The sequence below is a fragment of the Streptomyces sp. NPDC002676 genome (assembly GCF_053592455.1).
Genome location: NZ_JBSFVT010000005.1, coordinates 246,373 through 261,313, shown reverse-complemented (window position 1 = coordinate 261,313; position 14,941 = coordinate 246,373). Strand labels below are relative to the sequence as shown.

At 71.6% G+C, this 14,941-nt stretch carries 13 protein-coding genes and 1 pseudogene; 12 read left to right on the top strand and 2 right to left on the bottom strand.

Features of this window, described 5'->3' with window-relative positions; translation table 11 throughout:
• Positions 1 to 7 precede the first annotated feature (7 nt).
• The gene (locus ACWD3E_RS17180; protein WP_451388359.1) at positions 8 to 973 is read right to left on the bottom strand and encodes a carbohydrate ABC transporter permease; all 966 of its coding nucleotides are present in this window, start codon (positions 971 to 973) and stop codon (positions 8 to 10) included.
• A 3-nt stretch (positions 974 to 976) separates the two neighbouring features.
• Entirely contained in the window at positions 977 to 2,278 is a 1,302-nt protein-coding gene (locus tag ACWD3E_RS17175) for an ABC transporter substrate-binding protein (protein ID WP_451388358.1), read from the bottom strand.
• Between the two features lie 270 nt (positions 2,279 to 2,548).
• Between ACWD3E_RS17175 and ACWD3E_RS17170 the strand changes: the two genes are divergently transcribed.
• From ACWD3E_RS17170 to ACWD3E_RS17115, 12 genes and pseudogenes are all read left to right on the top strand, one after another.
• The gene (locus ACWD3E_RS17170; RefSeq protein WP_451388357.1) at positions 2,549 to 3,559 is read left to right on the top strand and encodes a LacI family DNA-binding transcriptional regulator; all 1,011 of its coding nucleotides are present in this window, start codon (positions 2,549 to 2,551) and stop codon (positions 3,557 to 3,559) included.
• A 210-nt stretch (positions 3,560 to 3,769) separates the two neighbouring features.
• Positions 3,770 to 6,169: a glycoside hydrolase family 95 protein gene (locus ACWD3E_RS17165; RefSeq protein ID WP_451388585.1), complete on the top strand. Its 2,400-nt coding sequence runs from the start codon at positions 3,770 to 3,772 to the stop codon at positions 6,167 to 6,169.
• A 271-nt stretch (positions 6,170 to 6,440) separates the two neighbouring features.
• On the top strand, positions 6,441 to 7,292 hold the full coding sequence (locus ACWD3E_RS17160) for a fumarylacetoacetate hydrolase family protein (RefSeq protein WP_451388356.1): 852 nt from the start codon (positions 6,441 to 6,443) through the stop codon (positions 7,290 to 7,292).
• An 11-nt stretch (positions 7,293 to 7,303) separates the two neighbouring features.
• Positions 7,304 to 8,650: an L-fuconate dehydratase gene (locus ACWD3E_RS17155; RefSeq protein ID WP_451388355.1), complete on the top strand. Its 1,347-nt coding sequence runs from the start codon at positions 7,304 to 7,306 to the stop codon at positions 8,648 to 8,650.
• Positions 8,647 to 9,408, top strand: a complete 762-nt coding sequence (locus tag ACWD3E_RS17150; RefSeq protein WP_451388354.1) for an SDR family NAD(P)-dependent oxidoreductase — start codon at positions 8,647 to 8,649, stop codon at positions 9,406 to 9,408. The genes ACWD3E_RS17155 and ACWD3E_RS17150 overlap by 4 nt, the downstream gene beginning before the upstream one ends.
• A gap of 2 nt (positions 9,409 to 9,410) precedes the next feature.
• Positions 9,411 to 10,403 (top strand): aldo/keto reductase, encoded by a 993-nt coding sequence (locus ACWD3E_RS17145; RefSeq protein WP_451388584.1) that lies wholly within the window; start codon positions 9,411 to 9,413, stop codon positions 10,401 to 10,403.
• Positions 10,403 to 11,143, top strand: coding sequence for a (Fe-S)-binding protein (locus ACWD3E_RS17140; protein WP_451388353.1), 741 nt, complete (start codon positions 10,403 to 10,405; stop codon positions 11,141 to 11,143). The genes ACWD3E_RS17145 and ACWD3E_RS17140 overlap by 1 nt, the downstream gene beginning before the upstream one ends.
• Positions 11,140 to 11,913, top strand: a pseudogene (locus ACWD3E_RS17135) (LUD domain-containing protein); the annotation flags it as partial. The gene ACWD3E_RS17140 and the pseudogene ACWD3E_RS17135, both read left to right, overlap by 4 nt.
• 8 nt (positions 11,914 to 11,921) lie before the next feature.
• Entirely contained in the window at positions 11,922 to 12,818 is an 897-nt protein-coding gene (locus ACWD3E_RS17130; protein ID WP_451388352.1) for an amidohydrolase family protein, read from the top strand.
• Between the two features lie 13 nt (positions 12,819 to 12,831).
• A complete protein-coding gene (locus ACWD3E_RS17125) occupies positions 12,832 to 13,527 on the top strand; it encodes a FadR/GntR family transcriptional regulator (RefSeq protein ID WP_451388351.1) in 696 nt (231 codons plus the stop codon).
• Positions 13,528 to 13,753: 226 nt separating this feature from the next.
• Positions 13,754 to 14,416, top strand: coding sequence for a hydrolase (locus tag ACWD3E_RS17120; RefSeq protein ID WP_451388350.1), 663 nt, complete (start codon positions 13,754 to 13,756; stop codon positions 14,414 to 14,416).
• Positions 14,417 to 14,421: 5 nt separating this feature from the next.
• Positions 14,422 to 14,940 (top strand): DoxX family protein, encoded by a 519-nt coding sequence (locus ACWD3E_RS17115; RefSeq protein ID WP_451388349.1) that lies wholly within the window; start codon positions 14,422 to 14,424, stop codon positions 14,938 to 14,940.
• The last annotated feature ends 1 nt before the right edge of the window (position 14,941 follow it).

Below are 14,941 nucleotides of genomic sequence, written 5' to 3'. Positions count from 1 at the left end.
TGACCTTTCAGTACTCGAGGGGCTCGCGGCGCATCAGCCGGCGCAGGATCAGCGTCACCACGGTGACCATCAGCAGGCTGACGATCGCAGCCGCCGTGGCCATTCCGAGCCGCGGCATCGTGGCCTGGGGGAACGCCTCCGTGTACACGTACAGGGCGGTGTTCCAGCTGCCGGCCGGCGGATAGGCGCTGCTTGATCCGCCGAACAGCAGGATGAGCTCGAAGATCTTCACCGAGCTGACCGTCCACAGCACCGCGCAGACCGAGATGACGTCCCACGCGCACGGCAGGGTCACATGGCGAAAACGCTGGAAGGCGTTCGCGCCGTCGAGTTCGGCGGCCTCGTAGAGGTACGGCGGGATCTGGTCGACGGCGGCCATGATGATGGAGGTGTAGTAGCCGGTCGCGGTCCAGATCAGCGTGCCCAGGATCATCGGCAGCAGGTTGTCCGTCGACAGCCACTTCGGTGGCGTGGTGACCCCGAAGAAGTGCAGCGCCCGGTTGACCGGCCCGGTCGGCGAGAACAGGAATCCCGCCGCGATGCCGAACACCATCGCGTTGACCAGGCAGGGGAAGAAAAGCACGGACCTGGCGAACAGCCGCCCCTGCATCTCACGCAGGACGAGGGTCAGCGCGAAGCTGATGGCGAAAGTGACCGTTCCGCCGATGAACATCAGCTTCAGGGTGTTGACCAGCGAAGTCCGGAAGAACGGGTCCTGGAGGAGCAGTTGGTAGTTGCGCAGACCGCGCCACTGCATCGGCCCCATGCCGTCCCACTTGTAGAGGCTGGTCCAGAACGCGTAGCCGACCGGGGCGAGGAAGAGCACGCCGTAGACGATGAGCGCGGGAGCGGTGAACGGCCAGAACATCCGGCGCTGCTGTCGGTCGTGCGGGCCGGCGCCCCGGCGGGTGGAGGCCCGGACGGTTCCCCGGACAGCACCTGTCCGGGGACTGTCGTGGAGCACAGCGGACATGGCTCAGCCCTGCGTCTTCCAGTACGAGACCTGGTCGTCCTTGCACTTCGCTACGAACTTCGCGGCGGTGGTCCTGCCGTGCCACAGGTCGAGGTAGTTCTCGTAGAGGACCTTCGCCGGCCATTCGCCGGCGACACCGTCGAAGGGCAGTCGGACGGTCGCGGCGCTCAGCGCCTTCTGGGCGTCGGCGAGCCCGGCCGGGGCCGGGATGTCCTCGCGCGGGGTGATGTTGAGCGCGGTGGTCGCCATGCCCGACATCTGCTTCTTCTGCATGAAGAAGGCGATGAACTTCTCGGCAGGCTCGGCGTGCTCGGCCCGCTTCGGGATCGAGAACCCGAAGAGCGTGGCGTCGGGGCTCTTCGCCCCGGGCGGCAGGATCGAGCCGAACTTCCACGTGGCGGGGATCTGCTTGGCGACCTCGGCGGTGACCCAGCTGCCGTTCATGAGGAAGGCGGCCTTGCCGCCGGCCCAGTTGGTCTCCTGTGCCGGGTACTTGGTCGCGTCGTAGCCGGGGATGAGGTAGCCGCCCTTGACGATCTGCTCGACCTGCTGTGCCGCCTTCAGCACCGCCGGGTCGTCCCAGGCCGCACCGGACTTGTCCGCGGAGAGCTTGCCGACGTCGACGCCGCCCGCGTTCAGCAGGTAGTCGAAGTACAGGCCGTTGGTCCAGGGGTCCTCGCCCTCGGAGGCGAAACAGGGCTTCTTCTTGGCCTTGAGCTTGTCGCAGACCTTGAGCAGGCCCGCCCAGTCGGCCGGGGCGCCGGGCATGGCGGCGGCGGTGTCCGGGTCGGCGGCGTTGTAGTAGAGGCCGGTGGTGGCGACCTCGTAGGGGATGACGTAGTGGTTCGAGCCGCCCGGGTCCTTCGGCAGCATGTCGAAGTACTTCGCCGGGATGACCTTGGAGACCGGGACGTTCTCGCCGGGGACCTGCATGGCGAGGACGGAGGAGAGGTCGCGGGCCTGACCGGCCGAGGCGACGGACCCGAAGATCGCGTCATTGGCCTGGTCCCACAGGTCGGGTGCCTGGTTCGCGGCGATCGCCGGGCCGATCTTCTTCGAGATGTCGCGTCCGGACCAGTCGACGTCGACCTTGATACCGGTGGACTTGGTGAACTCGGCGATCGAGGCCTTCAGCACCTTGGCCTGGGGCTCGTCGGCCCGCCACATGGACCAGTAGGTGAAGCTCTTCGCGTCCCCGCCGTCGCTGCCCGCGCCGCTGCCGCAGGCACTGACACCGAAGGCGAGCGCGGTGGCGGCGGCGGCACCCATGACACGGGTGACGGCGGGCATGGTGGATCTACGCATGGACGTGTCCCTTTCGGCGGCATGAAGGTCGTGCGGACGTGCGGAGTGGCGTCGGCAAGGGTCCGGATCCGGACCGGCTGGTTGGGAACCGTAGGACTCAATTGACCGGTAAAACAAGGGCCATCGCAAGAATTGACCAATGACGTGCGGGCAACGCATCGGCTGACATGCGAAGTTGTGTGACAAAGTGGCCGGGGTGGCTTGACTGAGGCTCGATCGGGTTCTACGTTCGAGCTGGATTGATTGACCGGTCAAATTCGGGGGCGCCCCATGGTGACGATGCAGGACGTGGCCGATCGGGCCGGCGTCACGAAGCAGACCGTCTCGAACGTCATCAGCGGCCGGGTGGCCGTACGCCCCGCGACCGCTGCCCGGGTCCGGGCCGCGATCGAGGAACTCGGGTACACGCCCAACCTGGTGGCCCGGTCCCTGGCGACCGGCAGCACCAAGACCGTGGGCCTGTTCGTGCCCACCGTGACGGGTGCCTTCTACTCCGGTGTCGTCGAGGCCGTCGAGGACGTCCTGGAGGAACACGGCTACCACCTGCTGTTGTGCACCACCCGTCTCGACGGCGAGCGTGCCCGGCGGCATCTCGCCAGCCTCGCCAGCCGCTCGGTCGACGCACTGCTGGTGGCGGGGGACCGCGACCTGATCGACCATCTGCCGCTGCTGGCGGACGCCCGGTTCCCGGTCGCGCTGTGCGCCTGGGAGACCGAGGCCCCGGTCGCCTTCCCGGTGGTCACCATCGACTACGAGCACGCGGGGTTCCTGGCCGGACGCCACCTGCGCGACCTCGGCCACGAGCGCGTGGCCGTCCTGGCCAGCCCCGACCACGCCCCCCGCGTGGCGGGGTTCCGGCGGGCATTCGCCGCCGACGGTCTGACGGTCCCCGACACCGTCGTCCACATGGCGGCCGAACCGACCTTCGAGGGCGGCATCGCGGCGGCGGACGAGGCGTTCGCTGCCGACCCCCGACTGACCGCGCTGTTCGCCACGCACGACGTCCTCGCCCTGGGCGCCCTGGAGGCGGCGCGGGTCGCGGGCCGCTCCGTGCCGAGGGACCTGTCCGTCGTCGGACACGACGACAACCCCGAGGTGAGGCTCGCGCGGCCGGCGCTCACCAGCGTGGCCATCCCCAAACAGGAGATGGCCCGCCAGGCCATCGAGCTGCTGCTGCGTGCCGTCGCCGCGTCGGGCACCGTGGTCAACTCGCTTCAGCTGCTGCGGCCCGAGCTGGTCGTCCGGGACAGCACCTGCCCGCCCGGCGCTACCTCGGCCTGACCGGCCGGCACTCCCGCGGCCTGCCCGCCCGGCGCCGCCTCGGCCCGAGCGGTCGGCGCCCCTTCGGCCTGACCGCCCGGCGCCCCTTCGGCACCGGCCGGCCGGCTCCGGGCGCGGGCCCCACGGTCAGGGTGCCGCCGAGCGCCTTGACCGGCCGGGTCTTCTCGCGAGGCGGCAGCCGAACTCCTCGAAAGGACACCTCAGTTGTCGATGGACCGCGTCCCCGCTCCGGACCGCCTGTGGTACCGCCGGCCGGCCGCCTCCTTCCTGGAGGCGCTGCCCCTGGGCAACGGCCGCGTCGGTGCGATGCTCTACGGGGCAGGGGACCAGGGACGTGCGGGAGAGACCGTCCACCTCAACGCCGACACCCTGTGGTCCGGCGGCCCCGGCCCGCGCGACCGCGCCGGCGCGGCCGACCACCTGGAACCGCTGCGCGCGGCCGTGCTCGCCGACCGCGACTACGCCGCCGCCGAGGCGCTGGCCGAGCGGATGCAGGGCCCCTACACGGAGGCGTACCAGCCGCTCGCAACGCTCCGGCTGACGTTCGGCGGCCCACAACAGGCCGTCGACTACGTGCGGTCGCTCGACCTCGACACCGCCGTCCACCGGGTCTCGTACCGGGCCGGCGAGGCGGAGTACCTTCGTGAGTCCTTCCTGTCCGCGCCGGCCGGCGTCCTCGTCACCCGGATCACCGCCACCCCGGGCGGACGGATCGACCTGGCCGCGCGGCTCGGCACGCCTCACCCGAACGCCCGCCATACCGGCGGCCCGGGCCTGTCGGTGGTGTCGGGGCGGGCGCCCTCGCACATCGCCTTCGGAGCGGACGACCTCGTCCACTACTCCGACGGCGAGGGCATGGGCTTCGCAGCGGGACTCCTCGTGGTCGCCACGGGCGGCAGGGTCGAGCGGGCGGACGACACGGTGACGGTGGACGGAGCGGACGAGGTGCTCCTCCTGGTCGCGGCCGAGACCGGCTACCGCGGGCACACCGAACCCCCCGTCGGCCCCGACGACGGACCCGTCGCCGCCGTCCGGCGGCTGCTCGACGCCGCTGCCGGCCGGCCGTACGAGCGGCTGCTCGCCGAACACGTAGCCGACCACCAGCGGCTGTACCGCCGTGCGGCACTGCGGCTGGGGGACGACGGCCCGGCGGGACGGGACCTCCCCACCGACGAACGGCTCGCCTCGGTACGGGCCGGCCAGGACGACCCGGGGCTGGCGGCCCTCCTGTTCGCGTACGGCCGCTACCTGCTGATCGCGTCCTCACGCCCCGGCACCCAGCCCGCCAACCTGCAGGGCATCTGGAACACCGAGGTCGCCCCGCCGTGGAACTCCAACTGGACGACCAACATCAACCTGCAGATGAACTACTGGCATGCCGAGACCACCGCACTCGCCGCCTGCCACGAACCGCTCTTCGACCTGATCGCCGAGCTGGCGGAGACGGGCGCCCACACGGCGGCCACCTACTACGGCACCCGCGGCTGGACCGTCCACCACAACGTCGACCTGTGGCGCGGCACCCACCCGGTGTCGGGCTCACCGGTGTGGGCGAACTGGCCCATGGCGGGTGCCTGGCTCTGCGCACACCTGTGGGAGCGGTACCTCTTCGACAGCGACCGCGACTTCCTGGCCCGGCGGGCCTACCCGCTGATGCGTGGCGCCGCGGAGTTCTTGCTGGACTTCCTCACCGAGGACGGGGAGGGCCGGCTGGTCACCTGCCCGTCCACCTCGCCCGAACACCGCTTCCGGTTGCCGGACGGCAGCCTGGCCGCCGTGTCGGCCGGGGCCACCCTGGACTACTGGCTTGCCGCCGAACTCCTCACCAGCACCGCCGAGGCCGCCCGCCTCCTGGGAGTGGACCACGATCTCGCCGACGCCCTGGACGCGGCACGGGCCCGCCTGCGCCCACCACGCACCGACGACCGCGGGCGCCTGCTCGAATGGTGGGAAGACCTCCCCGAGGAGGACCCCGGCCACCGGCATCTGTCCCACCTCTACGGCCTGTACCCCGGCAGCGCGATCGACCCGCTCACCGCACCCGCCCTCACCGGGCCGGCCCGGCTGGCCCTCGCCCGCCGACTGGAGCACGGCGGCGGCAGCACCGGCTGGAGCCGTGCCTGGGTGTGCGCACTGGCAGCCCGTCTGGGCGACGCGGACCTCGCCCACCACAGCGTGCAGGCCCAACTGGCGCAGTTCACCGCCCCCAACCTGCTCGGCCTGCACCCGCCGGACCTCTTCCAGATCGACGGGAACTTCGGAAGTACGGCCGCCATCACCGAGATGCTGATGCAGAGTCACAACGGCATCCTGCGGCTGCTGCCCGCACTGCCGTCGGCCTGGCCCAGCGGCTCGGCAACCGGTCTTCGCGCCAGGGGCGGGGCCGTTGTCGGCCTCAGGTGGGCCGGGGGAGTCCTGGCCGAGGCCGTCCTGGAGGTGGCCCGAAGCCGTACCCTCACCCTCCAGCTGCCGTCCGGCACCCCGCACCCCACGGTCACCGACGGCACGGGCGCACCGGTCGACGCCGAGGTCGTCCAGGCCCCGCCCGGACCGCGCCTGCGCATCGAGGCTCACGCGGGTACGGCATACCGGCTGTCCGTGACCCGCTGACCCCGTACCGCCCGCGACGTCGTCAACGCATCCCTGCACCCCTTAGACATCGGATGAAAGCTCTCTTCATGGACGGTGTGCAGCGTGATCGCGAAGTTGCACCGCCCGTTCCCGTGTCGCCTCCATTCCTGAGCGATCGCTGATCTGGGCGAAGTCGTCGGATGACTCCTTGCGCCTTGCCTTAGCAGGGCCGTATGGTCATGCCGCGCTGATTCATCCGATGTCTATGGGAGGCGGAGGCCGGGTTCACGCATCGATGGGAGGGAGAGACATGAAGCTGCTGCGGATCGGGGCGCCGGGGGAGGAGACCCCGGCCGTACTCGCCGACGACGGCCGGACGTTCGCACTGTCGGGGGTGACCGAGGAGATCGACGGGGCCTTCCTGGCCTCGGGCGGGATCGACCGGGTGCGGACCGCGCTCGCCCGCGGGGAGCTGACCGAACTGGACACCGACGGGATACGCGTCGGCGCTCCCGTCGCCCGGCCCGGCAAGGTGGTCTGCGTCGGTCTCAACTACCGGGACCACGCCGAGGAGACGGGCGCGGCCGTGCCCGAGCGGCCGGTGGTCTTCATGAAGGACCCCTCCACCGTGGTGGGACCCTACGACCGGGTGCTCATCCCGCGCGGTTCGGTGAAGACCGACTGGGAGGTCGAGCTCGCCGTCGTCATCGGACGCGAGGCCCGCTACCTGGAGAGCCCGGCCGAGGCGGCCGGCCACATCGCCGGCTATGCGATCAGCAACGACGTCTCCGAGCGGGAGTTCCAGCTCGAGTACTCCCCCCAGTGGGACCTCGGCAAGTCCTGCGAGACCTTCAACCCGCTCGGCCCCTGGCTGGTGACGCCCGACGAGGTCGGCGACCCCCAGGCACTGGGCCTGCGCCTGTCCGTCAACGGCGGCACACGCCAGGACGGCGACACCAAGAACATGATCTTCGATGTGACATACCTCGTCTGGTACCTGAGCCAGTACATGGTGCTGCGCCCCGGCGACGTCATCAACACCGGCACCCCGGCCGGCGTGGCCCTGGGCCTGCCCGGCACCCCGTACCTGCGCGCGGGCGACGTGGTCGAGCTGTCCATCGACGGCCTCGGCACCCAGCGCCAGGCGTTCATCGACGCGTGAAAGGCCTCGAGTTGACCGACAGCACGGCGCGGATCACCGCCGCCGACACCTACGACGTACGGTTCCCCACCTCCCGGGAACTCGACGGGTCCGACGCCATGAACCCCGATCCCGACTACTCCGCGGCCTACGTGGTCCTGCGTACCTCGGCGGGCGGGCACGAAGGCCACGGCTTCACCTTCACCATCGGCCGCGGCAACGATGTCCAGGTCGCGGCCATCGACGCGCTGCGCGAGTACGTCGTCGGACGGCCGGTCGCCGAGCTGTGCGCCGACCCCGGCACCCTGTACCGCGACCTCGTCGGCGACAGCCAGCTGCGCTGGCTCGGGCCGGAGAAGGGCGTGATGCACATGGCCATCGGGGCGGTCGTCAACGCGGTCTGGGACCTCGCGGCCAAGCGGGAGGGCAAGCCCCTGTGGCAGCTCCTCGCCGACGCAGACCCCGAGTGGCTCGTGTCGCAGGTCGATTTCCGTCACATCGGCGACGCCCTCACCCCCGACGAGGCCCTGGACCTGCTGGCAAAGGGCAAGCAGGGCGCGCCCCAGCGAGCCGCCCACCTGCTGCAGCACGGCTATCCGGCCTACACGACCACGCCCGGGTGGCTCGGCTACTCCGACGAGAAGCTCACCCGACTCGCCAAGCAGGCCGTTGCCGCAGGCTTCACCCAGATCAAGCTCAAGGTGGGCGCAGACCTTCAGGACGACATCCGCCGCTGTCGCACCGCCCGCGAAGCCGTGGGACCGGACATCCGGATGGCGATCGACGCCAACCAACGCTGGGACGTCGCCGAGGCGATCGCGTGGACGAACGCGCTCGCGGAGTTCGACCCGTACTGGATCGAGGAACCCACCAGCCCGGACGACATCCTCGGTCACGCCGCCGTCCGACGCGGCGTCCACCCCGTCAAGGTCGCCACCGGCGAGCACGTGCAGAACCGGATCGTCTTCAAGCAGCTCCTCCAGGCCGAGGCGATCGACTTCCTCCAGCTCGACTCGACCCGCGTCGGCGGCGTCAACGAGAACCTCGCCATCCTGCTGCTCGCCGCAAAGTTCGGCATCCCGGTCTGCCCGCACGCCGGCGGCGTGGGCCTGTGCGAACTCGTCCGGCACCTGTCGATGTTCGACTACGTCGCGCTCTCCGGCACCACGGAGGGCCGGGCGATCGAGTTCGCCGACCATCTGCACGAGCACTTCCTCGACCCGGCGAGGATCCGGGGTGGTCGCTACGTGGCACCGACCGCGCCCGGGTTCTCCGCCGCCCTGCATCAGGCGGCCATCGACACCTACCGTTACCCCGACGGCACGTTCTGGACAGCCGACCTCGCTGCCGCGGAATCCGGGACGGAGGCGCACGCATGACCACCGAACTGAACGGCCTCACCGCCCTTGTCACCGGCGGTGCCTCCGGCATCGGCCTGGCCACCGCCCGGCTGCTCGCCGAGCGGGGCGCGGACGTCGCCGTCCTCGACCTCGACCCGAGCGGCGCCCCCGCCCCCCTGCGCGGCTTCACCGCCGACGTCTGCGACGACGACTCGGTCCGCTCCGCCGTACGAGGAGCGGCCGAAGCACTCGGCGGGATCGACATCCTGGTCAACAACGCCGGCATCGGGGCCGCCGGAACCGTGGAGGACAACCCGGACGAGCAGTGGCACCGCGTCCTGGACGTCAACGTGCTCGGCGTCGTCCGCACCACCCGGGCCGCCCTGCCGTACCTGCGCCGTTCCGCCTCCGCCTCGATCGTCAACACCTGTTCCATCGCCGCCACCGCCGGCCTGCCGCAACGCGCCCTGTACTCGGCCAGCAAGGGCGCGGTCCTGTCCCTCACCCTGGCCATGGCCGCCGACCACGTCCGCGAGGGCATCCGGGTCAACTGCGTCAACCCCGGCACGGTCGACACCCCCTGGGTCGGCCGGCTGCTCGACGCCGCCGCCGATCCGGCCGCCGAACGCGCAGCCCTGAACGGCCGCCAGCCCACCGGACGGCTGGTCACCGCCCAGGAGGTGGCCGCCGCCATCGCCTACCTCGCCTCCCCGGCCGCCGGCAGCACCACCGGCACCGTCCTCGCCGTGGACGGCGGCATGGCCGGCCTGCGCCTGCGACCGGAGGCGACGCCGTGACCCTGCGCCAGAACACGCTCGGCCGCAGCACGGTACGGGTCAGCGAGCTGGCCTTCGGCGCGGCCGGGATCGGCAACCTGTACACCGCCGTCACCGACGCCGAGGCCGAGCAGGCCCTTCACGCCGCCTGGGACGCGGGCATACGGTACTTCGACACCGCTCCGCACTACGGCCTTGGCCTGTCCGAGCGGCGCCTCGGCGACGCACTGCGCTCCCGGCCGCGGAGCGAGTACGTGGTGTCCACCAAGGTCGGGCGCGTCCTGGAACCGACCCCGGGAGCCCCGGGCGACGACCTCGCCAACGGTTTCGCCGTCCCCGCCACCCACCGTCGGCGCTGGGACTTCAGCGCGAAGGGTGTGCGGCGGTCGATCGGGGAGAGCCTGGAGCGGCTCGGCCTGGACCGGATCGACGTCGTCTACCTCCACGACCCGGACGACCACGCACCGCAGGCCCTCACCGAGGCATACCCCGAGCTGGCGCGGATGCGCGCCGAGGGAACGGTCGGCGCGATCGGCGTCGGCATGAACCAGGCCGGGCTGCTCGCCCGCTTCGTCCGCGAGACGGACATCGACGCCGTCCTGCTGGCCGGCCGCTACACCCTCCTCGACCAGCGCGGCCTGGCCGAACTGCTGCCGCTCTCCGCCGAGCGGGGCGTCGGCGTCGTCATCGGAGGCGTTTTCAACTCCGGCCTGCTCGCCGACCCGCGGCCCGGTGCGACGTACGACTACACCACCGCGCCTGAAGACCTGCTGACCAGGGCGCTGGACCTCAAGGCGGTGTGTGAGCAGCACGGGGTGCCGCTGCGCGCCGCAGCCCTGCGCTTCCCGTTCGGGCATCCGGCCGTCGCGAGCGTCCTCGTCGGCGCCCGCAGCGCGGCCGAGGCACGGGACGCCGCCGCCCTGCTCGACCATCCCGTCCCGGACGCGCTGTGGGCGGACCTCAAGGAACGAGGGCTGCTCCCCGCCGACGTCCCGACTCCCGGGGAGGCCGGCTGATGCGCGTCGCCCTGTTCCTCACGTGCTTCAACGACACCCTCTTCCCGGAAACGGGCAGGGCCGTGGTGACCGTCCTGGAGCGCCTCGGCCACACCGTCGACTTCCCGCAGGAGCAGACCTGCTGCGGGCAGATGCACTTCAACACCGGCTACCGGCCGGACGCCGTCCCCCTGGTGGAGCGCTTCGCGCGGACCTTCGCCGAGTACGACGCCGTGGTCACCCCGTCCGCCTCCTGCGCCGGCATGATCCGCGACTACCACCCCGTGCTGGCCCGGGACCACGGATCCGGCGCCCTCCAGCGACAGGTAGCCGACCTGGTGCCCCGCGTCCACGAGTTCACCGAGTTCCTCACCGACGTGCTGGGCGTCACCGATGTGGGCGCGCGTTTCCCGCACCGTGTCGCCTACCACCCCACCTGTCACTCGCTGCGCGGGCTGCGTCTCGGCGACCGGCCGCTCCAACTGCTGTGCGCGGTCAGGGACATCGAGCTGGCCGACCTCCCCGCCGCCGACTCGTGCTGCGGGTTCGGCGGCACCTTCGCGGTCAAGAACGCCGAGACGTCCAGCGCGATGCTGGCCGACAAGGCCTGCGAGGTCCTGGACAGCGGTGCCGAGGTGCTGTGCGCCGCCGACAACTCCTGCCTGATGCACATCGGAGGCGGCCTGTCCCGCCAGGGCAGTGCCGTACGCACCATGTACCTGGCCGAGATCCTCGCGACCGGCGAAGGGGACGACCGATGAGCGGCCACGGCGACCGCGGGGTCGTCTGGCTCGGCTCCCCGTCCTTCCCCGCTGCCGCCCGTGAGGAACTGAAGAACACCCAGCTGCGCGCCAACCTGAAGCGGGCCACCTCCACCATCCGCGACAAGCGCCTCGCCGTCGCCGCGGAGCTGGACGACTGGGAGGCGCTGCGCGAGTCGGCCGCCGCGATCAAGAGGCGCACCGCGCGCCATCTCGACCGGTACCTGGTGCAGTTGGAGGAGTCGGTCACCGCCGCGGGCGGCACCGTCCACTGGGCCTGCGACGCCGCCGAGGCCAACCACATCGTCACCGCACTGGTGGAGGCCACCGGCGAACGGGAGGTCGTCAAGGTCAAGTCCATGGCCACCCAGGAGACCGGCCTCAACGAACACCTGGCCGACGCCGGGATCACCGCCTACGAGACCGACCTCGCCGAACTCATCGTCCAGCTCGGCGACGACCGCCCCTCCCACATCCTCGTTCCCGCGATCCACAAGAACCGCACCGAGATCCGCGACCTCTTCGCCGCCGAGATCGGCCGCTGGGGGCAGCCTGTGCCCGACGGCCTCGGGGACGACCCGGCCGAACTCGCCGAGGCCGCCCGCCGCCACCTCCGCCACAAGTTCCTCACCGCCAAGGTCGCCGTCTCCGGCGCCAACTTCGCCGTCGCCGACACCGGCACCGTCGTCGTGGTGGAGTCCGAGGGCAACGGCCGGATGTGCCTGACCCTCCGGCCCGCCGCCATCCGTGCCGCCGGGCTCCCGGTGGTGTGGCAGCTGTGACGGGCCGACCGGTCATCGACGCGCACCACCACGTCTGGGACCTGACGGTGCGTCCTCAGCCGTGGATCAGGGGAGAGGACCTCACCCCGCTGGCCCGCTCGTTCTCGGTGGGGGACCTTGCCGGCGAGGCGCGTGTGGCCGGTGTGGTCGCCACCGTCGTCGTCCAGACCGTCTGCGTGCCCGACGAGACACCCGAACTGCTGGCCCTCGCCGCCGGCAGCGACCTGGTCGCCGGAGTCGTCGGCTGGACCGACCTCACCGCCCCGGACGTCGTCGACGCGATCGCCGCTCTGCGCGAACAGCCGGGCGGGGACCGGCTGGTGGGCATCCGCCACCAGGTCCAGGAGGAACCCGACCCCGGTTGGCTGCTGCGTCCGGACGTACGGCGCGGCCTGGCCGCCGTCGCGGAGGCCGGGCTCGCCTACGACCTCGTGGTCACGCCCAACCAACTGGCCGCGGCGGCCGACGCCGCGGACCGGCACCCCGGGCTGACCTTCGTCCTCGACCACCTCGGCAAGCCGCCGATCGCCACGGGAGCGCTCGCCCCCTGGGCCGCCGACGTACGCCGCCTGGCCGCCCTGCCCAACACCGTGTGCAAACTCTCCGGCATGGTCACCGAGGCCGCCCCCGGCAACTGGCGCACCGAGGACCTCGCCCCCTACGCCGACACCGTGCTGGACGCCTTCGGCCCGCGACGGCTGCTCTTCGGCTCGGACTGGCCCGTCTGCACGCTCCAGGCCGGCTACGGCGAGGTCGTCCGGATCGCCGACCGCCTCACCGACCGGCTCAGCCCGGCCGAGAAGGACGCGGTCTTCCACGAGAACGCGGCAGCCGTCTACGGCCTGCGGCCACCCGCAGGACCGTCGCCTATCCTGCACAGACCCGGAACATGAGAGAGGCGGTACCGTGCCGGTCACCGACGAGGCGATCGAGAAGATCAAGGCCATGATCGTCAGCGGTGAGCTCCGCCCGGGCTCCCGGCTCCCACGCGAGGCCGACCTGGCCGAGCGGCTCGGCCTCTCCCGCAACTCCCTGCGCGAGGCGGTGAAGGCGCTCTCGCTCGTCCGGGTCCTCGACGTGCGCCAGGGCGACGGCACGTATGTGACGAGCCTGGAGCCCGAGCTGCTGCTCGACGCGCTGGCGTTCGCCGCCGACCTTCAGCAGGACGACACCGTCCTTCAGTTCCTGGAGGTACGGCGGATCCTCGAACCGGCCGCCGCGGCCATGGCCGCCCGCGTGATGCCGGACGAGGACATCGCCGCGCTCGGCGCGGTGCTCGACCGCCTGGACGACGACACCTCGCTCGAAGCCCTGATCGACAACGACCTCGAGTTCCACCGCAAGCTGGCGGCGGGCTCGGGCAACGCGGTGCTCTGCTCGCTGATCGACGGCCTGTCCGGACCGACCGCGCGGGCCCGGCTGTGGCGCGGCCGGACGGAGGAGGGCGCTGTGGCACGGACCAGGCAGCAGCACCGGGCGATCTACGAGGCCGTCGCCGCCCGGCGCCCCGAACTCGCCCAGGCGTGGGCGACGGTGCACGTCGCGGAGGTCGAGCAGTGGCTCCGCGAGACGCTCGGCGCGGCGGACTCAAGTCCCGCCTGACAGACGACGAGTAGCGATCCGCTGCAGTGCGAGCCGACTGAACTGCCGGCCATGCGGGGTGCCGGGGTGGCAATGGTCGTCACCAGAGTGAGCGGGGTAGTGCGCTGTCGTGCCAACTCCTGGGCACAGGGAGAAAAGTCGGTCGGTCGGCCGGTCGTAGCTTCGGGGTGTGCCGGGCCGCGAGACGCGGACGGCACCGTACCGATCGCTCCGAAAAGGACCCCTCATGTTCGACATCGCCAAGGTGCAGGCTGCCCCGAGTGCGGATCTCCTTACGCCCGACAACGCCGTCATGCTCTTCGTGGACCACCAGCCGCAGATGTTCTTCGGCACCGGAAGCGGCGACCGCGCCGCGATCATCAACAGCACCGTGGGTCTCGCCAAGGCGGCTCAGGCCTTCGATGTCCCGGCCGTCCTGACCACGGTCGCCGCCGAGTCGTTCTCCGGGCCCCTGCTGCCCCAGCTTGCCGACGTCTTCCCCAAGCACGAGGTCATCGACCGCACGACCATGAACGCCTGGGAGGACGAGGCGCTCGTGGCGGCGGTCAAGGCGACCGGGCGCAAGAAGATCATCCTCTCCGGCCTGTGGACCGAGGTCTGCCTCGTGCTGCCCGCGCTCTCCGCGCTGGAGCAGGGATACGAGGTGTACGTGGTCTCCGACGCCTCCGGCGGCGTCAGCCCGGCCGCACACGAGCACGCGCTCCAGCGGATGATCGCCGCCGGCGCGGTGCCGGTGACCTGGGTGCAGGTGCTCCTGGAGCTGCAGCGCGACTGGGCGCGCCAGGAGACGTACGGTGCGGTCATGGAGATCGTCAAGGCCCACGCGGGCGCGTACGGCCTGGGCGTCGTGTACGCGCAGAGCGTCATCGGCGCGCACGCGGCCGGCTGACCTCCTTGGACACCGGCATTCTGATCCTGCGTCTGCTGGTCGGCCTGCTCGTCGCCGGCCATGGGGTGCAGAAGATCAGCTCGCACCTGGGCGGCAGGGGACTCGAGGGCGGCACGCAGGAGTTCCGCGCCGACGGCTTCCGCGGCGGAGTCCTCACGGCCCTGGCGGCGGGCAGCGGCCAGATCGGATCGGGTCTGCTGCTCGCGGCCGGCCTCATGACCCCGCTCGCCGCGACCGGGGCCATCGGGGTCATGACGGTCGCTCTCACGGTGAAATGGCATAACGGCCTCTGGGTGCAGAACGACGGGTACGAGTACCCGCTCGTCCTCATCGGCACCGCCGCCGCCCTCGCCGCCACCGGCCCCGGAGCCTGGTCCCTCGACGCGGTCCTCGGTCTCACGCCGTACCCCCTGTGGTGGGCGGCCGTCGCGCTCGTGGCCGGTCTCGGCAGCGGCCTGCTGACCCGGCTCGTCCTGCACCGCCCGGCCCCGGCGGCGGCGCGGGCCGCCACCGGCACGCGCTGAG

What these genes read in the sequence shown, in the direction of transcription:
- ACWD3E_RS17175 (WP_451388358.1), bottom strand. Translation starts at nt 2,278, where the DNA reads ATGCGTAGATCCACCATGCCCGCCGTCACCCGTGTCATGGGTGCCGCC.
- ACWD3E_RS17140 (WP_451388353.1), top strand. Translation starts at nt 10,403, where the DNA reads ATGCGCGTCGCCCTGTTCCTCACGTGCTTCAACGACACCCTCTTCCCG.
- ACWD3E_RS17160 (WP_451388356.1), top strand. Translation starts at nt 6,441, where the DNA reads ATGAAGCTGCTGCGGATCGGGGCGCCGGGGGAGGAGACCCCGGCCGTA.
- ACWD3E_RS17150 (WP_451388354.1), top strand. Translation starts at nt 8,647, where the DNA reads ATGACCACCGAACTGAACGGCCTCACCGCCCTTGTCACCGGCGGTGCC.
- ACWD3E_RS17170 (WP_451388357.1), top strand. Translation starts at nt 2,549, where the DNA reads ATGGTGACGATGCAGGACGTGGCCGATCGGGCCGGCGTCACGAAGCAG.
- ACWD3E_RS17180 (WP_451388359.1), bottom strand. Translation starts at nt 973, where the DNA reads ATGTCCGCTGTGCTCCACGACAGTCCCCGGACAGGTGCTGTCCGGGGA.
- ACWD3E_RS17120 (WP_451388350.1), top strand. Translation starts at nt 13,754, where the DNA reads ATGTTCGACATCGCCAAGGTGCAGGCTGCCCCGAGTGCGGATCTCCTT.
- ACWD3E_RS17165 (WP_451388585.1), top strand. Translation starts at nt 3,770, where the DNA reads ATGGACCGCGTCCCCGCTCCGGACCGCCTGTGGTACCGCCGGCCGGCC.